The following is a 24,921-nucleotide window of genomic DNA, read 5'->3' on the forward strand; positions in this document are numbered from 1 at the left end:
CGAACGCCGTATTCTCTGCCGGATCGCATTTTTATCAGCAGCAACCAACAGGGATACGTTATGCAAATCGGTAGTGTGGTTTTACTCTTCGTCGCGCTGGCCATCGCCATCGTCTTCATGGGGTTCAAAGTGGTGCCTCAGGGCTATCAATGGACCGTCGAGCGCTTCGGGCGTTACACCAATACGCTCAAACCCGGCCTGAACATCATCGTCCCGGTGATGGACCGCATCGGCCACAAGATCAACATGATGGAAACCGTGTTGGACATCCCGCCACAGGAAGTGATCACGTCCGATAACGCGACGGTTCAGATCGACGCAGTCTGTTTCTATCAGGTAGTCAACTGCGCTCAGGCGGCCTATGAGGTCAACAATCTGCAACACGCCATTCGCAACCTGCTGCAAACCAACATCCGTACCGTGCTGGGTTCCATGGAACTGGACGCCATGCTCAGCCAGCGCGACGGCATCAACGAGCGCCTGCTGCGCATCGTCGATGAAGCCACGGCGCCGTGGGGAATCAAGATCACTCGGATTGAGATCAAGGACATCAGCCCACCCGCCGATCTGATGGCGGCGATGTCCGGGCAGATGAAAGCCGAGCGGATCAAGCGCGCGCAGATTCTCGAAGCAGAAGGTCTGCGCGCATCGGCAATCCTTACCGCCGAGGGCAAGAAGCAGGCGCAGATTCTTGAAGCAGAAGGTGAGCGTCAGGCCGCATTTCTGGAATCCGAAGCCCGCGAGCGTCAAGCCGAAGCAGAAGCCCGGGCAACTCAGGTGGTGTCCGAGGCTATCGCTGCGGGCGATGTACAGGCCATCAATTATTTTGTCGCGCAGAAATACATTGACGCATTGGGCAAACTGTCGGCAGCCAATAACAGCAAAGTGATTCTCATGCCACTGGAGGCTAGCCAGATGATTGGCGCGGTGGGCGGCATTGGCGAGATCGTCAAAGCGACCTTCGACAAGCCGAAAACCGATACCGGCAAGCGGGTTTAAGCCATGTGGGACTACCTGCAAGACCTGTCATTCTGGGACTGGCTGGGGCTTGGCACCGTGCTGTTGATCCTGGAAGTGTTCGGCGCAGGCGGGTATCTGCTGTGGATCGGCGTTGCAGCGGCTGCCGTCGGCATCCTCACCTACATCATCCCGGCGATGAGCTGGGAGGTGCAGTTCCTGCTGTTTGCGGTGTTTTCGGTACTCACGGCGCTGTACTGGTGGCGACGCCAGCGCAGCGTGTGGCGCAAATCCGATCAACCGGGGCTGAACATGCGCGGTTCGGAACTGATTGGCCGAACTTTCGTCGTTCACGACGCGATTGTTGGCGGACGGGGCAAAATCAAGGTGGGCGACGGGGTCTGGATGGTCGTCGGCCCTGACACGCCTGCAGGCGACCGGGTCAAGGTCGTCGCTCAGGACGGGGCGATTTTGAAGGTAGAGACTTTGTGACTTACGACGGCTGACCTGTGGGAGCGAATTCATTCGCGATGTGGCGGTACCGACGATGGAGATGCATTGAATGTACCGGCCAATCGCGAATGAACTCACTCCTACAGGTTTGCAGTGCGTACGGAACTTGATTGAGGCGGGGCGTATCAAATCGTTTCAGAACAACCCCAAAGTCGGAGTAACCCGTCATGCGTCTAAAACTCGCTGTCGCCACATTAGCCCTGCTTTCTCTGCCGATCGGTTCAGCCATGGCTGACGGCTTCCTGCGTGATGTCATTTCGTCCGGCGCCACCACGGGCTCGACCTACCTGACTTTCCGCCACCACAAACTGATCGTTGCCGCACAGGACGACGCGGGCAGCTTCGTTGCCAGCGACGGCGCCATTCGTGGCCCGTATCTGGAAGCTGCTCTGGACCAGGTACGCAAGGATAATCCGGGCCTGAACGCCTCGGACATGGAGTTGGCTAACGCGATTCTGGCGAAGAATCTGGTCGCTGAGCAGTAACGGTTTAACGATACCAGCCATGTTGGAGCCGCCCGCACCAAGGCGGCTCCAACAATGGTTGTATTCGGCAAGTTACTCGCCGATAACAGCCTTGTAGCCCGCAGCGTCCAGCAGTTTGGCCAAGTCGCCAGCCGCATCGCTTGGCTTGACCTTGAAGATCCACGATTCGTATGGCGAATTGTTCAGCTCTTCAGGCGCATCGCCCAGTGCTTCGTTGACCTCTACCACTTCACCGGCCACTGGGGAGTAGATGTCGGAAGCCGCTTTTACCGACTCAACGACGCCAGCCGCATCGCCCGCCGCGAAGACCTTGCCGATCTCCGGCAACTCGACGAACACCACATCTCCCAAGGCTTCCTGTGCGTGGTCGGAAATACCGACAACGATCAAGTCACCCTCTTGTTTCGCCCACTCATGGCTCTCGGCAAAACGCAGTTCGGCGGGGATATTGCTCATGTTTTTTATCCTCTCTACATCATCAGGTCAGCGGAAAAACCCGCCATGGGTAGCTGTTGAAAACAGGTTAAATCAGGGCCTTGCCGTGGCGCACGAAGGTTGGCTGAACCACACGAACCGGATACCATTTGCCACGAATCTCAACCTCGGCACGGTCGGCAGTCGCCATCGGCACGCGCGCCAAAGCAATCGACTTGCTCAGCGTAGGAGAGAAACTACCACTGGTGATCTCTCCTTCGCCAACTTCCGCTATTCGGACGACCTGATGAGCGCGCAGAACACCTCGCTCTTCAAGCACCAACCCCACCAGCTTCGACTCGATGCCCTTGGCACGCTGAGCCTCCAGCGCGGCACGGCCGATGAAATCGCGTTCAGTGGGCGACCAGGCCACGGTCCAGGCCATGTTAGAGACCAGCGGTGAAACCTGCTCATCGATTTCCTGACCGTAGAGGTTCATGCCCGCTTCCAGACGCAACGTGTCGCGCGCCCCCAGACCGATGGGCGGGATGCCCGCACCGACCATGTCATTGAAGAAGCGACAGGCCTGTTCGCTCGGCAAAATAATCTCCAGCCCGTCCTCGCCGGTATAGCCGGTGCGAGCGATGAACCAGTCGCCTTCTTGCTGACCTTCGAACGGCTGGAGGGTGTGGATAAGTTCGGTTCGGGCCTGGGTGACCAGCTCCGCGATCTTCTGCCGGGCGTGGGGACCCTGAATGGCCAGCATGGCCAGTTCGGAACGATGAGTGAGGTGCACGTCGAATCCGGCACGATGGGCGCTCATCCAGGCCAGATCCTTGGCACCCGTAGCCGCATTGACCACCAGGCGATACCCCTCGTCGGTCAGGTAGACGATCATGTCGTCGACGATCCCGCCCTGAGTGTCGAGCATCGCGGTGTAAAGTGCTCGCCCGGTCCGTTGCAATCTGCCGACATCGTTGGCCAGCACATGCTGCAACCAAGGCTTGGCCTGGCTGCCGGTAATATCGATAACGTGCATGTGCGAGACGTCGAAAATCCCGCAATCGCGACGCACCTGATGGTGTTCCTCGACTTGTGAGCCGTAATGCAATGGCATATCCCAACCACCAAAATCGACCAGCTTCGCGCCCAGCGCGAGGTGCAGGTCAAAGAGGGGTGTGCGCTTTCCCATGGGTTTCTCCTTCCGGGATTGGCGAAGACACGGCCTGGCACAACAAGGACAAATCCCCCGTGATTTGGGGTATGACACTGCTGCGAATTTGTGGAATTGTCTGACAGACCGCGTCGATTGCGGCGCATTGTAGCCGCAAGGGGGTGACCCCGCACCTAGCCGATCGGTCTGGCGGAACGTCTGATCAGGCCAATTACCGGTAGTAAACCGACAACCACCAGCGTCAGGGCCGGTAATGCGGCGCGCGCCCACTCACCTTCGCTGGTCATCTCGAAGATGCGCACGGCCAGCGTGTCCCAACCAAACGGGCGCATCAGCAAGGTGGCAGGCATTTCCTTGAGCACATCGACGAACACCAGCAACGCCGCACTCAGCGTGCCAGGAATCAGCAACGGCAGATAAATCCTGAAAAACAATCGCGGACCACTGACGCCCAGGCTGCGAGCCGCTTCCGGTATCGACGGCCGAATCCGCGAGAGGCTGTTTTCCAGCGGGCCGTACGCGACAGCGATGAAGCGCACCAGATAGGCCAGCACCAACGCCGCCAGACTGCCCAGTAATAACGGTTTGCCTGCGCCTCCCAGCCAACTGGACAGCGGCACCACCAGCTCACGATCCAGATAGCTGAAGGCGAGCATGATCGACACTGCCAGCACCGAGCCCGGCAATGCATAACCCACGTTGGCTAGACTCACGCCAGTGCGAATCGCGCGAGTCGGCGCAAGGCGGCGGGCAAACACCAGCACCATCGCCACACTCACGGTGACCAGCGCTGCAATACCGCCAAGATAGAGGGTATGAAGGATCAGCCCCGTGTAGCGCTCATCCAGATCGAAACGCCCCCGCTGCCAGACCCAGACCACCAGTTGCAACAACGGCACCACGAACGCACAGGCAAACACCAATCCACACCATGTGCTGGCCGCAGCCGCCTTCAGGCCTCGCAGGTGATACAACGCCTTGACCCGAGCCCGCTCGTTGCTCGCGCGGCTGGCACCTCGGGCACGGTGCTCGCCATAGAGCACCAGCATGACCGCCAATAGCAGCAGGCTGGCGAGCTGTGCAGCACTCGACAGGCTGAAGAAGCCGTACCAGGTTTTGTAGATCGCGGTAGTGAAGGTGTCGAAGTTGAACACCGAAACGGCACCAAAATCCGCGAGCGTTTCCATCAACGCCAGCGCTACGCCTGCCCCGATGGCCGGTCTCGCCATAGGAAGCGCTACGCGCCAGAACGCCTGCCAGGGCGATTGCCCCAGAATGCGCGCGGCCTCCATCAAACCCTTGCCCTGAGCGAGAAATGCGGTGCGCGCCAGCAGATAAACGTAAGGGTAGAAGACCAGCATCAGTACGACGATGACCCCGCCGGTCGAGCGCACCCCAGGGAAACGAATGCCTGTGCCCAACCATTCACGCATCAGCGTCTGCACCGGGCCTGCAAAATCCAGCAGACCGACGAAAACGAACGCCAGCACATAGGCAGGAATGGCAAAAGGCAGCATCAATGCCCAATCGAGCCAGCGGCGACCTGGAAACTCACACAGCGCCGTCAGCCACGCTAGGCTGACGCCTAAAAGCGTCACACCAACGCCCACACCGATGACGAGCGTCAGGGTGTTGCCCAGCAGGCGTGGCATCTGGGTTTCCCACAGGTGCGACCAGATTTCGTGATCGATGGTCTGCCAGGAAAGAAACAGTACGCTTAGCGGCAGCAGAACCAGCGCTGCGATGGCGAAGACCAAGGGGTACCAGCGGCGCTGGGCGGGGTGGGTCAAGACGAACTACTCAACAAAACTGTCAGAAGGAACTCCGGACCGTGGGAGCGAATTCATTCGCGATGCGGCGATACAACTAATGGAAATGTTGCGGATGTACCGGCCAATCGCGAATGAATTCGCTACCACAGAATCTGTCTCCAATCATCGAACGTGGCCGGATCGCAGATCTACGGACCGCATATCAGCTCAATTCCAACCTGCACGGTCCATCATGCGAATGGCCTCGGCCTGACGGCGTCCGGCGATTTCCACGGGAATCGTATCGGCCTTGAAGTCCCCCCAGCTCGCCACTTCTTCCGACGGAGCCACTTTCGGATTGGCCGGGAATTCCTGGTTGGTGCCGGAGAAGATGGTTTGCGCCTCAGGCCCGGTCATCCACTCCACCAATGCTTTGGCGGCCTCGGGGTGAGGGGCGTACTTGGTCAAACCGATCCCGGACAGGTTCACGTGAACGCCGCGATCCGTCTGGTTTGGCCAGAACAAACGCACTGCCAGCTCAGGATTCTGTTTGTGCAGACGGCCATAGTAATAGGTGTTGACGATGCCCACATCGCACTGCCCGGCGTTGATCGCCTCAAGCACAGCAATATCGTCCGAGAAAACGTCGGTGGACAGGTTATTGACCCAGCCCTTGAGAATCTTTTCCGACGCCTCGGCGCCGTGGGTTTCGATCAAGGTGGCGGTCAGCGACTGGTTGTAGACCTTCTTCGCGGTGCGCAGACACAGGCGCCCTTCCCACTGTTTGTCAGCCAAGGCCTCATAAGTGGTCAGCTCTTCAGGCTTCACACGGTCGGTGGAGTACGCGATGGTCCGCGCGCGCAAGCTCAGGCCGGTCCAGGCGTGGGTTGAAGAGCGGTACTGTGGCGGAATGTTCTGATCGATCACTGGCGAGGTAAATGGCTGAAGAATGCCCATCTGCTCGGCTTGCCAGAGGTTACCCGCATCAACGGTAAGCAACAGGTCAGCGGTCGCGTTCTGCCCTTCGGCCTTGATGCGCTGCATCAACGGCGCTTCCTTGTCGGTGATGAACTTGACCTTCACACCGGTCTTGGCGGTATAGGCATCGAACACCGGCTTGATCAGCTCGTCGATACGGGAGGAATACACCACTACTTCATCAGCGGCCTGGGCGGTACTGCCGAGCACGGTCAATGCCAGGGCAGCCATAAGACGCTTGCTCGCCTGCATGCGGGAATCTCTTGCGTGAGAAATGAGGCGAAATGGTAGTGAATCTCATCAACGAAGTCCGTCCGCAGCCGTTACCAGATGTTGCAGGGCCGGGATTACAAGCGCCACAGTATGGTCGGCACGCCCACAACGTCGGTCTTCTGAAACCAGCCCTTGATGGCACAACTGGCAAATGCGCGGGTACTGCAAGCGCCGCTGTTGAGCGCGGTTTTCAATGCGCCCACGTCAACCTTGTTGATGTAGTCGATGCCGTGCTTCAGGTTGTCTTCGTCGCCGTATCCGCCGTGCATCATTTCATCGAGTGCCGCCTGCTTGCTCCAGCCCTGAATGACGATGCGGTACATGGCAGACACCAGCCCCGTACGATCCAGCCCATGCTTGCAATGAATCAGCACCGGACCTTTCTGTTGGGCGTCCTGAATGGCGCGCAGGCTCTTGATCATGTCGGCGTCGTCGACATGCACGGTTTGCAAAGGAATCTGCACCTGCGCCACCGACGGATCCGTCAGCCACTTGCTGTCACTCTCTTTGATGAAATCCACTACCGTTACGACACCCAACTTTTTCAGCAATGGCAGCGCCGCCGCATCAGGCTGGCGACTGCGATACAGCGTTGGGGTGATTTCGTACAGGTTGTAATGCGTGTCGATGGGCTGCGCCCATTCCCCCGGACGCATGGGGGTGGGCTGCGCATCATCAGCCTGTACGATGCTATTCAAAGCAAGGAGAAACGTGGCGACTAAAGAAGTAATCAATCGAATGCGCATCAAGGCATACCGTGCGAGCGGTGGATAAGATGCGGCGAGTTTCAGTGCGCAGGGGTCAAGGCGGTGTGAGGCGAATGTCAAAAGATCGTTGGACCGCTGATCGGCGCGTCTCCGTATCGCGAAGACGAGACGTGGAGCTCATGATCATTTCCATATACTGTATATAAAAACAGTATTCATGAGACGCCTATGCCTACTCCATTGCCCCCGCGTGGCCGCGGCACTGCCACCAACCCCCATAATCGCTTCGCCCCCAATCGCTCGGTGGCCGAAGACGATGGCTGGTATCAGGAAGCGCCGCTGACCCAAGGCACGACCGTTACGCTGGAAACCGCAAAAAGCATCATTGCGCGTAATTCGTCGCCGGATATCCCGTTCGACCGTTCGATCAACCCCTATCGTGGCTGCGAGCACGGCTGCATTTATTGTTACGCGCGCCCCAGCCACGCCTATTGGGACATGTCGCCAGGCCTGGATTTCGAGACAAAGCTGATCGCCAAAACCAATGCCGCCGCGCTGCTCGAACAGCAGCTATCCAAGCCCGGTTACAACGTGGCGCCCATCACACTCGGCGCGAATACAGATCCGTATCAGCCCATCGAACGCGAGTACAAAATCACCCGCGCCACCCTCGAAGTGCTGCTTCGCTATCGCCACCCGGTCACGATCATCACCAAGGGCTCGCTGATTCTGCGCGATCTGGATCTTCTGGCGGAACTGGCAAAGCTGAATCTGGTGTCGGTGTTCATCAGCCTTACCTCGCTGGACGATGAACTCAAACGCATCCTTGAACCCAGAGCGGCCGCACCCAAGGCGAGGTTGCGCGCGATCCGCGTATTGCGAGACGCAGGCGTGCCGGTCGGGGTCTTGCTGGCGCCGATGATTCCTATGATCAACGACATGGAGATGGAAAAACTCATGACCGAGGCCAAGGCAGCCGGTGCGTTGAGCGCCAGCTACGTGATGCTGCGATTGCCATTGGAGGTGGCCCCGCTGTTCGAAGAGTGGTTACAAGCGCACTACCCACAGCGGGCCGAGCACGTCATGAGCCTGGTTCGGCAGAGTCGAGGCGGCCAGGTGTATGACAGCCGTTTCGGATTGCGAATGCGCGGTGAGGGTGTATTCGCCGAGTTGCTGGCCCAGCGCTACAGTATTGCTGTGAAGAAATTGGGCCTGAACCAGCGCGACAGTTTCCGGCTGGATTGTGAAGCGTTCTGTCCGCCGGGCGGTCAGATGTCACTGTTGTGACTCAGGCAGCGTCTTAAAAGTCGCATACGAATTATGGCGACACATCCTGTAGCAGTCCGGCTTGTCGGCGGTGGCGAATTTTCGGACGCTGCCGTCGGCAAGCCGGACTGCTACAGGATTTGGAAACATTGCGGATTAAGATTTTCTTAAGCCGGACCCGCGATCTAGAGCGATGCATTCAGCTTCAATTAAGTTTTTATCGCTAAGGTGTTTCGCAAGTGACCAACTGGTCGCGCACAGATGGATTTGTCCGTCATGCCAGAAAAAAGTGGGTCGTCCACAGGAATCACTGGAAACTCCACTTCAATCCGACAGAGAGGATGAGACATGAGCAACAGGGATAAACAGCCTCAGGCCCCGGCTCCACAGGCTTCGGGCAAAGCAGAATCCGCCAATGAGGCGCTGCAACATATCGTCGACGGCTTCAAACATTTCCGTCATGACGTCTTCCCGCAGCAGGAAGAACTTTTCAAGAAGCTCGCGACGGCTCAGCACCCGCGCGCAATGTTCATCACCTGCGCCGACTCGCGCATCGTCCCTGAACTGATCACTCAAAGCTCGCCGGGCGACCTGTTCGTCACCCGTAACGTCGGTAACGTGGTTCCGCCATACGGCCCGATGAACGGCGGCGTCTCCACCGCCATCGAATACGCGGTCATGGCGCTGGGCGTTCAGCACATCATCATCTGCGGCCACTCCGATTGCGGTGCAATGCGCGCCGTGCTCAACCCGCACACGCTGGAAAAGATGCCGACGGTCAAAGCCTGGCTGCGCCACGCCGAAGTCGCCAAAACAGTCGTCGAAGGCAACTGCAGTTGCTCCGGCGAGCACGAAACCATGCACGTGCTGACCGAAGAGAACGTCATCGCCCAACTGACGCACTTGCGCACTCACCCTTCGGTGGCTTCGAAACTGGCCAGCGGTCAGCTGTTCATCCACGGCTGGGTCTACAACATCGAGACCAGCGAAATCCGCGCCTACGACGCCGCACAGGATCGCTTCCTGCCGCTGGACGGCGACCACGCCATTCCGACGGCGACACCGCCGCGCGCGCGATACTGATCGCCGACTGATCGCAGGCTCACGCCCGTGAGCCTGTCGTTCCACCCCCACTCAAGCCTTTAGCGGCCGCGTATGACGCGCGCTGTCGGGCCTCGTCACGTCTGAAGTTTTCCGGAGAGTCGTCATGGCTACTACAGATTTGAAGTCGTTGTTGCCACGGGAGCTGCTGGCGTCCGTGGTCGTTTTTCTGGTGGCCCTGCCGTTGTGCATGGGAATCGCCATCGCATCGGGCATGCCACCCGCCAAGGGTCTGATCACAGGCATCATCGGCGGCATCGTAGTTGGCTTTCTCGCCGGTTCCCCCTTGCAGGTCAGTGGTCCGGCGGCAGGTCTGGCGGTACTGGTATTCGAGCTGGTGCGCGAACACGGCATGGCGATGCTCGGGCCGATTCTGGTACTGGCCGGGTTGCTGCAACTGGTCGCTGGGCGCCTCAAGCTCGGTTGCTGGTTTCGGGTGACCGCCCCCGCCGTGGTCTACGGAATGCTCGCAGGTATCGGCGTGCTGATCGTGCTCTCACAGGCCCATGTGATGTTCGACAGCGGGCCGAAACCTTCCGGGCTGGATAACCTGATTGCGTTCCCCGAAACCCTGTTCGGTGCCATCGGACCTGGCAGCGGCATGCAGGCGGGTCTGTTGGGTCTGGGTACCATTGCCGTGATGTGGCTGTGGGAAAAACGTCGGCCGCAGTCGCTGCGCTTTGTGCCCGGTGCATTGCTGGGCGTGGGCATTGCGACTGCGGTGAGCCTGATCATGAGCCTGGACGTCAACCGCGTCGAAGTCCCGGCCAACCTCGCTGAAGCCATCGACTGGCTGAGCCCAGGTGACCTGCTGAATCTGGCCAATCCGGCCATTCTGATTGCTGCGATTGCTGTTGCCTTTATCGCCAGCGCCGAGACCCTGCTCTCAGCCGCTGCGGTGGACCGCATGCATGACGGGCGACGCTCGGATTTCGACAAGGAACTCAGCGCCCAAGGCGTCGGTAACATGCTCTGCGGTCTGGTCGGCGCATTGCCGATGACCGGCGTGATCGTGCGCAGCTCGGCCAACGTACAGGCAGGCGCCAAGACACGCATGTCGACGATCTTTCACGGCCTGTGGCTGCTGGCATTCGTGATGTTGCTGTCCAGCGTGCTGCAAAGCATTCCGGTGGCGAGTTTGGCGGGTGTGCTGGTCTACACCGGCTTTAAATTGGTGGACCTCAAGGCTTTACGCGGCCTGGGGCGTTATGGCCGGATGCCGATGTTCATCTATGGCGCCACGGCCAGCTCGATCATCCTGACCGACCTGCTGACAGGCGTGCTGATCGGCTTCGGCCTGACGCTGGTGAAACTGGCCCTGAACGCCTCGCGCCTGAAGATCAACCTGGTGGACCTGGAGACCGAAGGCGAGATGGAGCTGCGTTTGAACGGCGCTGCAACGTTCCTCAAGGTGCCTGCGCTAACGCAAGCACTGGGCAACGTTCCACCGGGCACCACGCTGCATGTGCCGCTGGGCAACCTCAGCTACATCGACCATTCATGCCTGGAATTGCTGGAAGAATGGGGCCGCGCCAATGCAGCGCAAGGGTCGAGGCTGGTGCTGGAACAACGGTTGTTGAAGCGCAGAGTAGAAGGCCGCATCCGCACCTCGATTGGCGGCGCGGCAATGCATTGATGGGATAGCGAAGGCTCGGGCGTCTCCATCGTAGGAGCGCACGAGCCTTGCGAGGCCGCGATCTCGCGCGCAGCGGCAGCAAAGCCTGAACATGCGGTTCGTCAGGTGCGGCTCTGCGCGTATAACGGGTCAGAGCTTCGCCAACTCCGGCAAATCCCCGGTCAACCCCAGCGCCTGGCGAACGAACATCGCCTTGGCCTCCGCAGATTGATCGACCATCTTCAAGCCGGTGTTGCGCAGCCAGCGAACCGGCAACGGATCAGCCTGGAACAGCCGCTCAAAGCCCTCCATCGCCGCCATCAGCGCCAGGTTATGCGGCATGCGTCGGCGCTCGTAACGGCTCAACACTTTCGGATCCGCCAGCCGCTCGCCTCGCTCGACTGCGGCGTACAGCACTTCGGCCAGCACCGCGGCATCGAGGAACCCCAGGTTCACGCCTTGCCCCGCCAGTGGATGGATGGTGTGCGCCGCATCGCCAATCAGCGCAAGCCCTTCGGCCACGTAGCGTTTGGCGTGACGCTGACGCAGCGGCACGCACAGGCGAGGATCTGCAGAAATGACCTGACCTAGACAGCCTTCGAACGCGTTCTCAAGTTCGCGACAGAACGCGTCGTCCTCAAGTTTCATCAAGCGCTCGGACTCGTTCGGCGTCACCGACCAAACGATGGAGCACCAATGCTCGCCTTCACGCTCCAGCGGCAGGAAGGCCAGCGGGCCGTCGTCGGTGAAGCGCTGCCACGCTGTTTTACGGTGTGAGTCGGCGGTTCGTACGCTGGTCACGATGGCGTGGTGCATGTAGTCCCATTCGCGCGTCGCGGTGCCGGTCATGCGCCGAACAGTAGAATTCGCCCCGTCGGCGGCCACCACCAGCGGCGCTCGCAGCATGCGGCCATCGGCGAGAGTCAGCAGCCAGTCATCGCCGGAACGGCGCATCTGCTCCAACCGGGCATTGGCCAACAGGCCGATATCGCTGTCGTGCAGACGCTCGATCAGTGCATCTTGAACCACGCGGTTTTCGACAATATGGCCGAGCACCTGAGCGTGAACGCTGGACGCCGAGAAATGCACTTTGCCGGTGCCGCTGCCGTCCCAGACATGCATCTCGCCATACGGGCTGGCGCGTCGCGCAACGATGCCCTCCCACACATTCAAGCGCTCAAGAATGCGCTGGCTGGCGGCGGACAAGGCACTGACACGCGGCTCGAAGGACGCGCTGTGATCGAACGGTTTGACGGTCAACGGGCTGCCGTCGACCACCAAAATGTTCAGCCCGCTGTTTTGCAGCGCCAGCGCCAGTGCGCTACCGACCATTCCGGCCCCGACAATCAGCAGATCTGCGCGCGTTTCCATGCTTTAAATCGTTCTCGCCTGTGGCAGTGGCCACGAATGAATAGAGGGGTTAAACATCGGCCCGCGTCCCCAGCCCCATGGCCTGACGGGCAAACCAGCTCTTGGCCGATGGCAATAGGTCCAGACCCAGCAAGCCGATGTTGCGGCCCGCTGTGATCACCGGCTGACGACTGCCAAACAGGCGCGTGACCTGATCGGAGAAGCCCACAGTGAGCTTTTGATCCAGATACTGACGGTCGCGATAACTCTGCAAGGTCGCCAGATCTCCGGGGGCCGAATCGCTGGCCAGCAAGGCTTCGGCCAAGGACGCCGCATCGCGCAGCGACAGGTTGAAACCCTGCCCTGCAATCGGGTGCAGGCTGTGCGCAGCATTGCCCAGCACCACCAGATTCGAACGTACTTGTTCTTCGGCCTCAATCAGCGAAAGCGGGTAGGTATGGCGCACGCCAACCTGCTTCAACGCGCCCAGCCGATAGCCGAAAATGCCCTGCAATTCGTTGAGAAAGCTGCGGTCGTCCAGCGCCAGCAAGCGTTTTACATCATCGCCCGTGCGGGTCCAGACCAACGCACAGCGGTTTTCCGGCAGCGGCAGTAGCGCCATCGGCCCTTCATCGGTGAAGCGCTCGAAGGCCTGACCACAATGGGCCTCGCCCGGCGTGATGTTGGCGATCAGCGCATGCTGGTCGTAGGGCGTGGTGCGCACACCGATGCCCAGTTGTTCACGCAGGCTGGAGCGTCCGCCATCGGCGAGTACGGCAAGGTCGCAGTCCAGCTCGCTTTCGTCATTCAAGGTCAGGCGATAGCCGTCAGGCAGCGCCTGCATCTGTTTGACTTCGGCTGGCACGCGCCAACTGATGACGTCTTTGTCCAGTCCCTGCCAGAGACACTGGCCGAGCCAGGCGTTTTCCACCACGTAACCCAGCGCGGGAACGCCCTCTTGTATTGCTGATAAGCGCGTTGCGCCAAAGCGGCCCTTGTCGGACACCTGAATGTGCAGAATCGGCTCGGCGCGGCGACTGATTTGCTGCCAAAGGCCCAAGCGCTCATAGATCTGCCGCGCACCGAACGACAGCGCTGACGAACGCGCGTCATAACTGGGCTGGTAGGTGTCTCCGGGGGCGAAGGGTTCGATCATCACGATCTTCCAGCCCCGCGCCTTCGCACCGGCCTGCAACGCCAATGCGAGGCTCGCACCCACCAGCCCGCCACCGACGATGGCCAGACTGAAACGGCTCATGCGGCCTCGCTTCGTGCGGCGGCCATTAAAGCCTCGATCTCGGCGACGGTTTTGGGCACGTCGCCGGTCAGGATTTCACAGCCCTTTTTGGTCACCACGACATCGTCCTCGATTCGCACACCAATTCCGCGCCATTTCTTCGCAACATTTTGATTATCCGGTGCCACGTAGATGCCAGGCTCGACGGTCAGCGCCATGCCCACTTCCAGCACGCGCCACTCGCCACCCACCCGGTACTCGCCGACGTCATGCACGTCCATGCCCAACCAATGCCCAGCGCGGTGCATGTAAAAGGCTTTATACGCCTCGCTGGCAATCAGCTCTTCGACGTTGCCTTGCAGCAGCCCCAACTCGACCAGCCCGGCAGTGATCACCTGCACGGTCGCTTCGTGGGCCTGATTCCAGTGATTGCCCGGCTTGATCGCGGCAAACGCAGCTTCCTGAGATTTGAGCACCAGCTCATAGATCGCTTTTTGCTCCGCCGAGAACGTGCCGCTGACCGGGAAGGTGCGTGTGATGTCACTGGCGTAGCAGTCGATTTCACACCCAGCGTCGATCAGCACAAGATCGCCATCCTTCAGCACCGCATCGTTTTCCTGATAATGCAGGATGCAGGCATTGCGGCCGGACGCAACGATGGAGCCATAAGCAGGCATCTTCGCCCCGCCTTTGCGGAATTCGTAATCCAGCTCGGCCTCCAGGCTGAATTCGTGCAGTCCAGCGCGACTGGCCTGCATCGCCCGAATGTGCGCACGCGCCGAAATTTGCGCCGCTTCGCGCATCACCTTCACTTCTGCCGCCGATTTATACAGGCGCATGTCGTGCAGAAGATGATCCAGCGCAACGAACTCCTTTGGCGGCTGCGCGCCCAGATGCGCCTTGGAGCGAATGACGTTGATCCACTCCATCACATGGCGGTCGAATTCGGGGTTGTTGCCCATCGAGGAATACACCCGGTCGCGGCCTTCGATCAGGCCCGGCAGGATGTCGTCGATGTCGGTGATCGGGAATGCATCGTCAGCACCAAAATCCCGAATCGCGCCCTCTTGCCCGGCACGCAGACCATCCCACAATTCGCGCTCGGCATTGCGCTCGCGGCAAAAGAGTACGTACTCGCCATATTCCCGACCGGGGATCAGCACGATGACCGCCTCGGGCTCGGGAAAACCGCTCAGGTACTGAAAGTCGCTGTCCTGGCGGTACACATGTTCAACATCACGATTGCGAATCGCCACCGCCGCGGCGGGCAAAATGGCAATGCTGTTGGGCTCCATCTGCTCTATCAAGGCTTTGCGGCGACGGGCGTATTCGGCTTTCGGGATACGGATCATGGGCAATCAGGGTCCTCCGGAGGGGCGCTCCGGTCATCGCGCGCAATGACCGGACGGCAGCGATGAGCAATCAGTGCAGCGAAGGCTTCGGCTCAGGGTCGACCTTCTTGTTGAACTCGGTGAACAGCAGCAGCGGCGCGACGCGCAGGTATTCCATGACTTCCATGAAATCGCTCTCGCCGTCTTCGGACTCTTCCAGGGTGTCCTGGATCTGGGCGATGGCCGCGAGGTCTTGCAGCACGTCCTGGGCGTCTTCGCTCATGGACTGACCGCCGATGCGCGCAAACCCGTGAAGGAAACCCTGACACCACTGCCCCATCGCGGCAGCACGTGCCGCCAGAGGCTCGTCATCACCGGGCAGCAGCAAAACGACCGCCATGTCGTCACCCGTCAGTTCGGCTTTGACCATTTCCTGCAGGCCGATCAATGCCTGACGAACACGCTCTTCAGGCTCGGTTTGCAACAGGTCCCGGGCATCGTCGAACCAACCCTCGGGATCGAAGCCTGCGCCCGCGCAACTGCGGCCCAGCAACAGACCGTGCAATTCGGCGGGGGAAACGGGATGGCCTGCGCCACTGAGCAAGGTGGCGAAGGCGTTGTACGGGGAATTCTGATTAGGCATGGGCAACTAGGCGCCAAGCGGCGCAATGTCTAGAATGAAGGCCTTGTATCGTAGCACCGGCAGACGCGCGCAAGCTATCCAGGCGACATTGAAGGCAACTCCTGACGCCAGCTCCTGCACCACTCATCAGAAAATAATCAGTGGAAAACGATGGAAGACAACGACCTGCAAGCGCTGATGGCCCGACTGGAGTTATTGATCAACCGTGTCGAGCAACTAAAGAGCCAAAACGGACTCCTATTAGCTCAGGAAAAAACCTGGCGCGAGGAACGCGCTCACCTCATTGAAAAGAACGAAATCGCCCGGCAGAAGGTCGAGTCGATGATTTCGCGCCTCAAGGCCCTGGAGCAAGACTCATGAGTAACGGCAACAGCATCACTGTGCAAATCCTCGACAAAGAGTATTCGATCATCTGCCCTCAGGAAGAGCGCACCAACCTGGTCAGCGCTGCACGCTATCTGGACAGCAAGATGCGTGAAATCCGTAGCAGCGGCAAAGTCATCGGTGCCGACCGCATCGCAGTGATGGCAGCCTTGAACATCACTCACGATCTGCTGCACAAACAGGAGCGCCCTGAATCGCAAACCGGCGGCGCGACCCGCGAACAAGTGCGTGACCTGCTCGAACGCGTGGATCTGGCCCTTGCCACGGATTCGGATAAAGCACAAGGCTGATTGTTCAAACATCATTCGGTATACTGGCGCCCGCTCCCTGGAGTGCTTGCCAGTCGGTCATGTCCCTGAGCCGATACGCACAACCACGGGGGTTGCACGTTGGGGTTGGTGTGCATGTCCGCTCGACGGAAAGCCTTAAAGCCTCCTGCAATCTCCACCTTGAACTTTCGGGTTCAAGGGCTACACCGACAGCGGTTCGTCGGGGAGTCTCGAATCTTCAACCCATCGCCAGGCCGCCGGTCTGGCGGTGGGGATCGTGAGTCGTTCTGGCTTCACGCTCTTCTCCAAAGCCATGCTCAAAAATCACGGACCCGCCGCATGACCTCTTCTGGCGCTGCTTCCCTGAACGATCCCTCGACCCTTTCCCGCCCGCAATTACGTCGCCTGTTGCGCAAGGCCCGCCGCTCACTCAGCCGCGCCGAACAACGACAAGCGGCGCAGGGTTTGTACCGGCAACTGGCGCAACACCCGCTTTTTCGGCGCGCCCGGCATGTTTCGCTCTACCTTCCGATGGACGGCGAAATCGACCCGCGACTGTTGCTGCGCGAAGCGCAGCGTCGAGGCAAGAAGACGTACCTCCCCGTGCTGAGTCCCTGGCCGCGCACCAAGATGGTATTTCAGCGCATCAAGCCGGGCGATCGGCTCAGACCCAATCGTTTTCGCATCCCCGAGCCACACATCAACCCACGTCAGCAATACAAGATCTGGGCACTGGATCTGATTTTGATGCCGCTGGTGGGTTTCGACGATCAGGGCGGTCGATTGGGCATGGGCGGCGGTTTCTATGACCGTAGCCTGGCGTATCGCGCACGTCGCAAAGCCTGGCAGAAGCCGGTTTTGCTAGGGCTGGCTCATGAATGTCAGAAGGTCGAAAAGCTGGCGGTGGCCAGTTGGGATGTGCCGTTGCAGGGAACGGTGTCGGACAAGCGCTGGTACTTGGCGTAGCAGAGCGTTTCGTTAACAGCGACTCCGCACGCTTGCGTGCTGGATGCGGTGCTTGTGGGAGATTCTATGTTGGCTGTCCAACCTCATTCGCCACCAGAGGCGGCTCCCACAATAACCGCGCAGAATCCAAACATTACGTTCGACGCCGAACCTGTGGGAGCCGGCTTGCTGGCGAAAGCAGTGGATCATTGACACATGCATGAACTGACAAGCCGCATTCGCCAGCAATGCCGGCTCCCACGAGGGCAATCAAGTCGGCAAGGAAGTGTTTACGGCAGATGATGCAACATCAACGACGAAACGGCTGCTGTTGCTGCTGCTGAGTGATCTCAACCGGTGCATCGGTTTTGGAAGCCCACAGACTTTGCGCGTAACCGGTGGTGACAATACCCAAGCCGAACAAAATGACCAAAATCCATAGTAAATCCGGCTTGCGTTGCATTGATTGCCCCCCTTTGGCACATCAAAAACCTGTCGTCCGTGGCGTGTTTCAATAGGCCCGTAACGGTGTAGCGCTTAAAATTGCGGCATTCTGCGTGAACGTGAACCAACACGCAAATACTGGCGTCAACCGACTGTCGGTTTGTCATAAAAGCGTCGGACAACCTGTCCAGACCACCTCCAGGAGCCCCAGAAAATGGCCTATTGGCTGATGAAATCCGAGCCCGACGAACTGTCGATCAGAGGCCTGCAAAAGCTCGGCCAAACCCGATGGGACGGCGTGCGCAATTACCAGGCGCGCAACTTTCTACGTGCGATGGCGGTGGGCGACGAGTTCTTTTTCTATCACTCAAGCTGCCCTGAGCCAGGTATTGCGGGCATCGGCAGAATCACCGAAGCCGCGTACCCGGACCCTACAGCGCTGGACAAGAGCAGCCATTACTTCGATATGAAGGCCAGCGCAGAAAAGAACCCTTGGAGCGCCATTGACGTCGGCTTCGTCGAAACCTTCCCCAAAGTGCTGAGCCTGGGCTACCTCAAACAGCAGACAGCACTGGAGCAACTGCCTCTCGTACAAAAAGGCAGTCGGCTTTCCGTCATGCCTGTAACGCCCGAACAGTGGGCGGCAGTGCTGGCGCTGCGCTGATATCGACTGTGTAGGAGTGAGCTTGCTCGCGATTGCGTAGTGTCAGTGATTGACATGCCATCTGACCCGGCGCTATCGCGAGCAAGCTCACTCCTACCGTTCCACTGCAGCCTTTATTGCGCAATAAAGTTGTTGAACAGCAAATCATCCACCACAGGTTTGCCGGTCTCCTGGCTCAACACCTGCTGAGTCTGCTTCAACGCCTCCTGACGCAGTTTCTCTTTGGCGTCCACGTTGCTCATGCTGTCGACGGTTTGCTGAGTGAACAGCGCAACCAACTGGTTACGAATCAGCGGCTCATTGGCCTTGACCAGCTTCTGCGCTTCAGCACCAGTGACACGCAGGGCCACGTCAGCCTTGTAGACGTGCAGTTTCGGCCCACCGTCCAGCGCGTAATTGCCTACGAACGGCGGGGTCAGAGCCACGTAGGACACCTTGTTCGGGTCTTCCTTCTCGCCACCGCCCTCTTCGGCCATGGCCACCACAGGCATCGACAACGCCAACAACATCAAAATCCACGCTTTCACAGTTCGCTCCTCAATCCGGTTCGCGCCATAGCTTACTTCAGCTTATGCACGCCTATCAGGCCGGGGCATGCTCATTGACCCCAAATCCCCTCTACCTACACTTATCGGCCATCACCGGAAAAGGAATAGCCCTCGATGAAAGCCGTGCTCTGCAAAGCCTTTGGCCCCGCCGAAAACCTGGTGCTGGAAGATATTCCAACGCCTGAGCCAAAGAAAAATGAAATCCTGATCAACGTGCACGCCGCCGGGGTCAACTTCCCCGACACCCTGATCATCGAAGGCAAATACCAGTTCAAACCACCTTTCCCGTTCTCGCCGGGCGGCGAAGCCTCGGGCGTTATCGCAGCCGTGGGCGAGAAAGTCAGCCACCTGAAAGTCGGCGACCGCGTCATGGCCCTTACCGGCTGGGGCAGTTTCGCCGAACAGATTGCCGTCGCAGGCTACAACGTCCTACCCATCCCCGAGGCAATGGACTTCATCACTGCCGCCGCATTCAGCATGACCTACGGCACCTCCATGCACGCCCTCAAACAGCGCGCCAACCTGCAACCCGGCGAAACCCTCCTCGTCCTCGGCGCCTCCGGCGGCGTGGGCCTCGCAGCCGTTGAAATCGGCAAAGCCATGGGCGCCCGCGTGATCGCGGCCGCCAGCAGTGCCGACAAGCTGGAGGTCGCCAAAAATGCAGGCGCCGACGAACTCATCAACTACAGCGAAGCCAGCCTGAAAGACGAACTCAAGCGCCTCACCAACGGTAACGGCGTGGACGTCATCTATGACCCCGTCGGCGGCGACCTCTTCGACCAGGCCGCCCGCGCCCTCGCCTGGAACGGCCGCCTCCTCGTCGTCGGCTTCGCCAGCGGGCGGATTCCCGAACTACCGGTGAACATCGCCCTGTTGAAAGGCGCGTCAGTGGTCGGCGTGTTCTGGGGTTCGTTTGCTCAGAGGCAGCCACAGGACAACGCGGCGAATTTTCAGCAGTTGTTTGCGTGGTTTGGGGAAGGGAAGTTGAAGCCGTTGGTGTCTAAGGTTTATCCGCTGGAGAAAGCGGGGGAAGCGATTGATTCGTTGGGGCAAAGGAAGGCGGTTGGGAAGGTGGTGGTGAAGGTGAGGCGATAAGCGCGCAAGCCCGTAGTACAACGGGCCTGTTTAAAGTAGAGCGGGCTGTTACTACTGAGTTACAGCCTGTGGGAGTCGACGCCGCATAAGTTCCGGCAACTGGTCTATGTAAAGCGACGAAGGGTTAGCCCGACACCCCCTCAAAACGCTCGGGAAAACTCCGCTAAAATACATCCTCCAGCTTTCTGCTTCCTGATAAGAAATATTATTACCAGGACGAGGTAGCAGATCCAAAACAACGGAAGACTCCGTATAAATATCTAATTTACGCGAGTTAAAACCGGGGTCTTTAACTTTAGCTTCATCGATCCTTTTATTGAGATCGTCACACTTTAAATTCAGAACATTTCTTCTGAATGCAGCTCTCAATCCGCCGGCCTCTCCTCGATTCAATATAACGGAAAGCCTGACTGCTTCAGGATTACCATCCCGAGGCCAAGGTTTGAACCTCCATTCGGAAACCGCCGCCTTGGCGGCCTCTTCGAAGGCCGCATCGGTAGGAGTCATGACTTCAACGTCGGTAATGTGCCCGTCGTAATGTACGGTGTACTCCACCTGAACTCTGCGCGTGTCGCTTGGTGCATCACCTTGAAATTTCACGACAGGCGCGCCTATCGGTTCAATTTTGAAGTTTGCGTCTACTCTCGCAGATATCAGCATCGCGACCGAAATAGATAACACCTTCACTACTGCCATTATTACTTCTTGAAACTGAGCGCAGTTCAGCCTCTGGCTCACCTCTGAAACTTGACACCTCATAGCTATCTCCCGCTTCGAAAAATAAAATTTCGTTAGAATTCAGTTTCGCGACCAGATACTGGCTCTCGACTTGCACTTACACTTCTGTATTGCCCGATATCAGGTCAATACTTCACTGAACTCTTATCATTCGGGCCCTACTGACCACCCGTTCAAAGCATCCCCCGAATCTCTTCCGGCACCGTATCCCGATAACGCATCTCCGGCTGCGCCTTGCACATCGCGACAATCTGCGGGACAGCGGCAACCAACGCATCCCCCGTCTCTTCTCTTTGCTCGTCGGTCATCTTTAGCCGAGTCGCCGATCTCGCCAGCACTTTGAAGGTGTAAGCGAAATAGTGCATGTCGACCCACGCTCGCTCGGGCGAATGGGCTTGGAAGTCGGCCATCGCTTTATTGAATTTGGTACAAGACGCCCTGCGGACGCTCTGGCGCACCCAGCGATGCGGGTTACTCCCTTCTTTGGAATGACTAAAATAGAGTTCTTCCCTGAAGGTCCGGACGCCCGGTAAACCAGGCTTTACCTGCCAAGGTTGGGCGCGCCACTGGGCCACTGCTCGCACTGCCGACTGGGCAAATTTGACGTGCGAGCTGTCGACAACTTTCACGTCAGTGACTGAGCCATCATTGCGTACGCTGAACTCCATGATCACCACGCCTGACACACCTTCCTCATAAAGCGAACGAGGGAAACGAGGAGCTGTTTGTACGTCAAATTCCAGCTCTTTTTCGGGCGCTGCCTCCAGTGCGCCGACCACCAGAAACAGCAGGCTTAACAGATACGATTTCGTCGTTGCCACGTCTTGACTCCGTTCATTTTTAATCATGTCTCAGACAGTGGGTTACTTCAGGCCCAACTGATCGCTGTTCGCACATCCTTGGGCAGGAAATCGATATACCGTCGCTCGGGATGAGCGCGACATTGCTCGGCAACTGCTGGAGTCGCCCTGATCATTTGCTGAAGTAAGTCTTTTCGGGATGCCAGGTCAGGCACCTTCGCCTTCACATAGGCGCCATTCAGAGATTCGAGGGTGTAGGCGAACAGATCGACATCTCTGAGCGGTGCCAAGGGATAGTCCAACCGACTGAGGGACACTTCCTTATTCAGATAAGTGCAGAGGACGCTTTCCAGACCGACCGTGACGTCAGGTGAAAACGCTTCGATCTCCTGTCCGCCGAAAAGCACCAGAAGCATCACCTCGGTTGTCGGCGGGTGCGTATCAGAAACCATCCAAGGCTTGAATCGCCATTGCTTAGTAGCCTGCGTGACCGCGCGAGCAAAGTCGGGATGTGAACTCTCCACGGTACGAACGCCGAGAACGTCGCCAGTGTCACCGAGTTCAAGATAAACGCGGACCTTACCTACGTACTCCGCACGCGAGAGGTGTCCGGGGTACACCGGAGAGGGAGAGGAAATGGGCACTAACCACTCTTCTGGCTGTGCTTCGGACTGAAAGAGCAGTGACCAAATAAACGCGATGATTTCCACACCCACCCCCTAAAAGCTGATCTATCAATGGCAGCGATGGTAGGCCGTGGGCTCAATGCCAGTAAGGTGATCGATTCCGGTTCTCAAGTAGGACGCTTCTGAAAGCAGTAACCCTCGGATACACACTCGCGCCATGTTCGTAATCCAACACGAAAAACCGCCTCATTCCGGAATTTTCGTCGTTGAGAAGCCTTCCTATTTTCTGTAATGAAAATGTAATATTCGATTTCGCATAACAATACGAACAATCTGGAGTGTGTCGATGTTTGCCTTTTTCCGACCTGCCGCGCATCAGGCCCGCATGCCTGCCGAGCGTGTCGACCCTACGTATCGCCGCCTGCGCTGGCAGATTTTTGCGGGCATCTTCTTCGGTTATGCGGGTTACTACCTGCTGCGCAAGAACTTTTCTTTGGCCATGCCGTACCTGATCGATCAGGGCTACACCCGGGGTGAACTGGGGGTGGCGATTTCGGCGATTGCCATCGCATATGGCCTGTCTAAATTCCTGATGGGGCTGGTGTCGGATCGCTCCAACCCGCGCTACTTCCTGCCGTTTGGCTTGCTTATTTCAGCGCTGGTGATGTTCGTGTTCGGCTTTGCGCCTTGGGCGACGTCGAGCGTGACGATCATGTTTATTCTGCTGTTCATCAACGGCTGGGCGCAGGGCATGGGTTGGCCGCCAAGCGGGCGGACGATGGTGCACTGGTGGTCGCAGAAGGAGCGCGGCGGCGTGGTGTCGGTGTGGAACGTGGCGCACAACGTCGGTGGCGGTCTGATTGGTCCGCTGTTCCTGCTCGGTCTGGGATGGACCAACGACTGGCACGCGGCGTTCTATGTGCCTGCAGCCGTTGCGCTGTTCGTGGCGCTGTTCGCTTTCGCCACGATGCGCGACACCCCACAGTCGGTCGGCCTGCCACCGGTTGAGGAGTACAAGAACGACTACCCGGAAGGCTACGACGCGAGCCACGAAGAAGAATTCAGCGCCAAGGAAATCTTCGTCAAATACGTGCTGCGCAACAAAATGCTCTGGTACATCGCGCTGGCCAACGTGTTCGTCTATTTGCTGCGCTACGGCGTGCTGGACTGGGCACCCACGTACCTCAAAGAAGCCAAGCACTTCGATGTCGATAAAACATCGTGGGCGTACTTCTTCTACGAGTGGGCCGGAATTCCAGGCACGCTGCTGTGTGGCTGGATGTCGGACAAGATTTTCCGTGGCAACCGCGGCCTGACCGGCATCGTGTTCATGCTGCTGGTGACCGTGGCAACGCTGGTGTACTGGCTCAACCCTCCGGGCAATCCGACCATCGACATGATCGCGCTGATCTCCATCGGCTTCCTGATTTACGGGCCAGTGATGCTGGTTGGTTTGCAGGCGCTTGAGTTGGCGCCGAAGAAGGCAGCGGGCACGGCGGCGGGCTTTACGGGGCTATTCGGCTACCTGGGCGGCTCGGTCGCGGCCAGTGCGCTGATGGGCTACACCGTGGACCACTTTGGCTGGGATGGCGGGTTCGTGATTCTGGTCAGTGCTTGTGTGCTGTCGATGGTGTTCCTGGCGCCGACGCTGCGACATACGCGGGTGGCGAGTCAATCGCGGGAGGCGATGGCTTAAAGCCGGAGGTCTTTCTGTAGCAGTCCGGCTGCTGGCGGTGGCGTACTCAACATCGCCGACGCCAGCAAGCCATGCTGCTACAGAGATCACCGCAAGCCCGTAGGATCAAACCGCCAACAACACCGGCCTGCAGCGCTTGAAGCGCTTCTCCAGACTGACATCAGGCATCGCGTGATTGCGCAGCGCGTGGATGGTCTGCTCGACGTACTCCCACGTAGTGCCATAGCGCCCACTGGCGCTGGCCAGGACTTGGGTCAGCACGCTGTCTGGCAAGTTACCGGCGTAACTGGGCAGATGCCTTTCAAGTACGAACCCCAACGCCTGCACCTTGGTGCCATCTTCCAGTCGGCAACTGAGCCAGTGCGGACGGTATGAGGGATATGGCATTTCCCGCTGCCACAACGCCAACAGCGATTCTTCGATGTTTTCTTCAGGCAGGCGGTAAGCGAATCCGCTGCAAGAGCCGCCACGATCCAGACCAAACACCAGACCCGGTTGCTCGGGCGTGCCGCGATGCTCGTGAGACCAGAGATAAAGGCCGCGATGGTAGCCATGCACTCGACCGCGCTGACGCTCCACTGCGGAGCATTCGGGGCGCCAGATCAGTGACCCATACGCGAACAACCACACCGGACCACCCTCATGACGCGACAGAGTGGCGTGCATGGAAGCGAGCAGTTGCTCATGGGTCAGCTTCGGCCCCAAGTCGATGACCGGGGGATAGGAAAGCCCCAATCCGTCATGAACGGCAGCCACCAAGCTATTGATTTGATTCCCCATCTGGCGTCCTTCCGATCCTGAAAAGATCGGCCTTGCGCTGAATACACGTGAAACAGGTCGCGCACGGCAGGCGTTCCACATCACGACCATTTGCCCTATCAGACTCAACCCTGACGCAATCCGTCACGCCAGAAAAG

The 24,921-nt window shown here is 58.8% G+C and carries 27 protein-coding genes and 1 other RNA gene; 13 read left to right on the forward strand and 15 right to left on the reverse strand.

Annotation, left to right across the window (positions count from 1 at the left end; translation table 11 throughout):
- Positions 1–60: 60 nt before the first annotated feature.
- The 3 genes from ACI2KB_RS13635 to ACI2KB_RS13645 all read left to right on the forward strand — a co-directional run bounded on the left by ACI2KB_RS13635 (position 61) and on the right by ACI2KB_RS13645 (position 1,955).
- A complete protein-coding gene (locus ACI2KB_RS13635) occupies positions 61–999 on the forward strand; it encodes an SPFH domain-containing protein (protein WP_404635279.1) in 939 nt (312 codons plus the stop codon).
- Positions 1,000–1,002: 3 nt separating this feature from the next.
- Positions 1,003–1,449, forward strand: coding sequence for an NfeD family protein (locus ACI2KB_RS13640; RefSeq protein WP_404635281.1), 447 nt, complete (start codon positions 1,003–1,005; stop codon positions 1,447–1,449).
- A gap of 188 nt (positions 1,450–1,637) precedes the next feature.
- Positions 1,638–1,955 (forward strand): DUF2388 domain-containing protein, encoded by a 318-nt coding sequence (locus ACI2KB_RS13645; protein ID WP_404635283.1) that lies wholly within the window; start codon positions 1,638–1,640, stop codon positions 1,953–1,955.
- A 72-nt stretch (positions 1,956–2,027) separates the two neighbouring features.
- Here the strand turns inward: ACI2KB_RS13645 and gcvH are convergent, their stop codons facing one another.
- The 5 genes from gcvH to ACI2KB_RS13670 form a co-directional block, all read right to left on the reverse strand.
- Entirely contained in the window at positions 2,028–2,411 is a 384-nt protein-coding gene (gene gcvH / locus ACI2KB_RS13650; RefSeq protein ID WP_404635285.1) for a glycine cleavage system protein GcvH, read from the reverse strand.
- Positions 2,412–2,478: 67 nt separating this feature from the next.
- Positions 2,479–3,561 carry a glycine cleavage system aminomethyltransferase GcvT gene (gcvT, locus tag ACI2KB_RS13655; protein WP_404635287.1) on the reverse strand — a complete coding sequence of 361 codons (1,083 nt, stop codon included), beginning with the start codon at positions 3,559–3,561 and terminating at the stop codon, positions 2,479–2,481.
- A 155-nt stretch (positions 3,562–3,716) separates the two neighbouring features.
- Positions 3,717–5,333 (reverse strand): ABC transporter permease, encoded by a 1,617-nt coding sequence (locus tag ACI2KB_RS13660; protein WP_404635289.1) that lies wholly within the window; start codon positions 5,331–5,333, stop codon positions 3,717–3,719.
- 189 nt (positions 5,334–5,522) lie between these two features.
- Entirely contained in the window at positions 5,523–6,524 is a 1,002-nt protein-coding gene (locus ACI2KB_RS13665; protein WP_404635291.1) for an extracellular solute-binding protein, read from the reverse strand.
- Between the two features lie 95 nt (positions 6,525–6,619).
- On the reverse strand, positions 6,620–7,291 hold the full coding sequence (locus ACI2KB_RS13670; RefSeq protein ID WP_404635293.1) for a dual specificity protein phosphatase family protein: 672 nt from the start codon (positions 7,289–7,291) through the stop codon (positions 6,620–6,622).
- A 189-nt stretch (positions 7,292–7,480) separates the two neighbouring features.
- On the opposite strand from ACI2KB_RS13670, the gene ACI2KB_RS13675 reads away from it, so the two are divergent.
- The 3 genes from ACI2KB_RS13675 to ACI2KB_RS13685 all read left to right on the forward strand — a co-directional run bounded on the left by ACI2KB_RS13675 (position 7,481) and on the right by ACI2KB_RS13685 (position 11,255).
- On the forward strand, positions 7,481–8,539 hold the full coding sequence (locus ACI2KB_RS13675; protein ID WP_404635295.1) for a PA0069 family radical SAM protein: 1,059 nt from the start codon (positions 7,481–7,483) through the stop codon (positions 8,537–8,539).
- 327 nt (positions 8,540–8,866) lie between these two features.
- Positions 8,867–9,601, forward strand: a complete 735-nt coding sequence (locus ACI2KB_RS13680) for a carbonic anhydrase (protein WP_404635297.1) — start codon at positions 8,867–8,869, stop codon at positions 9,599–9,601.
- A gap of 124 nt (positions 9,602–9,725) precedes the next feature.
- Complete coding sequence (locus tag ACI2KB_RS13685; RefSeq protein ID WP_404635299.1) at positions 9,726–11,255, forward strand: SulP family inorganic anion transporter; 1,530 nt, start codon at positions 9,726–9,728, stop codon at positions 11,253–11,255.
- 129 nt (positions 11,256–11,384) lie between these two features.
- On the opposite strand, the gene ACI2KB_RS13690 is transcribed toward ACI2KB_RS13685, so the two are convergent.
- The 4 genes from ACI2KB_RS13690 to ACI2KB_RS13705 form a co-directional block, all read right to left on the reverse strand.
- Positions 11,385–12,605 carry a 2-octaprenyl-3-methyl-6-methoxy-1,4-benzoquinol hydroxylase gene (locus ACI2KB_RS13690; RefSeq protein ID WP_404635301.1) on the reverse strand — a complete coding sequence of 407 codons (1,221 nt, stop codon included), beginning with the start codon at positions 12,603–12,605 and terminating at the stop codon, positions 11,385–11,387.
- Positions 12,606–12,654: 49 nt separating this feature from the next.
- The gene (gene ubiH, locus ACI2KB_RS13695; protein WP_404635303.1) at positions 12,655–13,842 is read right to left on the reverse strand and encodes a 2-octaprenyl-6-methoxyphenyl hydroxylase; all 1,188 of its coding nucleotides are present in this window, start codon (positions 13,840–13,842) and stop codon (positions 12,655–12,657) included.
- Positions 13,839–15,173, reverse strand: a complete 1,335-nt coding sequence (gene pepP / locus ACI2KB_RS13700; RefSeq protein ID WP_404635305.1) for a Xaa-Pro aminopeptidase — start codon at positions 15,171–15,173, stop codon at positions 13,839–13,841. Before pepP ends, ubiH begins: the two co-directional genes overlap by 4 nt.
- A gap of 70 nt (positions 15,174–15,243) precedes the next feature.
- Positions 15,244–15,795 carry a YecA family protein gene (locus ACI2KB_RS13705; protein WP_404635307.1) on the reverse strand — a complete coding sequence of 184 codons (552 nt, stop codon included), beginning with the start codon at positions 15,793–15,795 and terminating at the stop codon, positions 15,244–15,246.
- 150 nt (positions 15,796–15,945) lie between these two features.
- Here ACI2KB_RS13705 and ACI2KB_RS13710 point away from each other — a divergent pair, with 150 nt between their 5' ends.
- The 4 genes from ACI2KB_RS13710 to ACI2KB_RS13725 all read left to right on the forward strand — a co-directional run bounded on the left by ACI2KB_RS13710 (position 15,946) and on the right by ACI2KB_RS13725 (position 17,414).
- The gene (locus tag ACI2KB_RS13710) at positions 15,946–16,155 is read left to right on the forward strand and encodes a TIGR02449 family protein (protein ID WP_062379587.1); all 210 of its coding nucleotides are present in this window, start codon (positions 15,946–15,948) and stop codon (positions 16,153–16,155) included.
- On the forward strand, positions 16,152–16,469 hold the full coding sequence (locus tag ACI2KB_RS13715; RefSeq protein WP_404635309.1) for a cell division protein ZapA: 318 nt from the start codon (positions 16,152–16,154) through the stop codon (positions 16,467–16,469). The genes ACI2KB_RS13710 and ACI2KB_RS13715 overlap by 4 nt, the downstream gene beginning before the upstream one ends.
- 31 nt (positions 16,470–16,500) lie before the next feature.
- Positions 16,501–16,679: non-coding RNA, 6S RNA (gene ssrS / locus ACI2KB_RS13720), on the forward strand.
- A gap of 108 nt (positions 16,680–16,787) precedes the next feature.
- Positions 16,788–17,414, forward strand: coding sequence for a 5-formyltetrahydrofolate cyclo-ligase (locus ACI2KB_RS13725; protein WP_404635311.1), 627 nt, complete (start codon positions 16,788–16,790; stop codon positions 17,412–17,414).
- Between the two features lie 289 nt (positions 17,415–17,703).
- On the opposite strand, the gene ACI2KB_RS13730 is transcribed toward ACI2KB_RS13725, so the two are convergent.
- On the reverse strand, positions 17,704–17,856 hold the full coding sequence (locus ACI2KB_RS13730; protein WP_404635313.1) for a hypothetical protein: 153 nt from the start codon (positions 17,854–17,856) through the stop codon (positions 17,704–17,706).
- 195 nt (positions 17,857–18,051) lie between these two features.
- On the opposite strand from ACI2KB_RS13730, the gene ACI2KB_RS13735 reads away from it, so the two are divergent.
- Positions 18,052–18,501, forward strand: a complete 450-nt coding sequence (locus ACI2KB_RS13735) for an EVE domain-containing protein (protein WP_404635315.1) — start codon at positions 18,052–18,054, stop codon at positions 18,499–18,501.
- A 113-nt stretch (positions 18,502–18,614) separates the two neighbouring features.
- On the opposite strand, the gene ACI2KB_RS13740 is transcribed toward ACI2KB_RS13735, so the two are convergent.
- The gene (locus ACI2KB_RS13740) at positions 18,615–19,028 is read right to left on the reverse strand and encodes a flagellar basal body-associated protein FliL (RefSeq protein ID WP_404635317.1); all 414 of its coding nucleotides are present in this window, start codon (positions 19,026–19,028) and stop codon (positions 18,615–18,617) included.
- A 135-nt stretch (positions 19,029–19,163) separates the two neighbouring features.
- Between ACI2KB_RS13740 and ACI2KB_RS13745 the strand changes: the two genes are divergently transcribed.
- Complete coding sequence (locus ACI2KB_RS13745) at positions 19,164–20,144, forward strand: NADPH:quinone oxidoreductase family protein (RefSeq protein WP_404635319.1); 981 nt, start codon at positions 19,164–19,166, stop codon at positions 20,142–20,144.
- Positions 20,145–20,195: 51 nt separating this feature from the next.
- Here the strand turns inward: ACI2KB_RS13745 and ACI2KB_RS13750 are convergent, their stop codons facing one another.
- From ACI2KB_RS13750 to ACI2KB_RS13760, 3 genes are all read right to left on the reverse strand, one after another.
- Positions 20,196–20,840 carry a TonB family protein gene (locus tag ACI2KB_RS13750; RefSeq protein WP_404635321.1) on the reverse strand — a complete coding sequence of 215 codons (645 nt, stop codon included), beginning with the start codon at positions 20,838–20,840 and terminating at the stop codon, positions 20,196–20,198.
- A gap of 215 nt (positions 20,841–21,055) precedes the next feature.
- A complete protein-coding gene (locus tag ACI2KB_RS13755; RefSeq protein WP_404635323.1) occupies positions 21,056–21,703 on the reverse strand; it encodes an energy transducer TonB in 648 nt (215 codons plus the stop codon).
- 47 nt (positions 21,704–21,750) lie between these two features.
- Complete coding sequence (locus ACI2KB_RS13760) at positions 21,751–22,392, reverse strand: TonB family protein (protein ID WP_404635325.1); 642 nt, start codon at positions 22,390–22,392, stop codon at positions 21,751–21,753.
- A 262-nt stretch (positions 22,393–22,654) separates the two neighbouring features.
- Between ACI2KB_RS13760 and glpT the strand changes: the two genes are divergently transcribed.
- On the forward strand, positions 22,655–24,004 hold the full coding sequence (gene glpT / locus ACI2KB_RS13765) for a glycerol-3-phosphate transporter (protein WP_404635327.1): 1,350 nt from the start codon (positions 22,655–22,657) through the stop codon (positions 24,002–24,004).
- Positions 24,005–24,109: 105 nt separating this feature from the next.
- Here the strand turns inward: glpT and ACI2KB_RS13770 are convergent, their stop codons facing one another.
- Positions 24,110–24,784, reverse strand: coding sequence for a gamma-glutamylcyclotransferase (locus ACI2KB_RS13770; protein WP_404635329.1), 675 nt, complete (start codon positions 24,782–24,784; stop codon positions 24,110–24,112).
- Between the last annotated feature and the right edge of the window lie 137 nt (positions 24,785–24,921).

Source organism: Pseudomonas sp. NPDC088444 (assembly GCF_044900175.1).
Taxonomy (GTDB): Bacteria; Pseudomonadota; Gammaproteobacteria; order Pseudomonadales; family Pseudomonadaceae; genus Aquipseudomonas.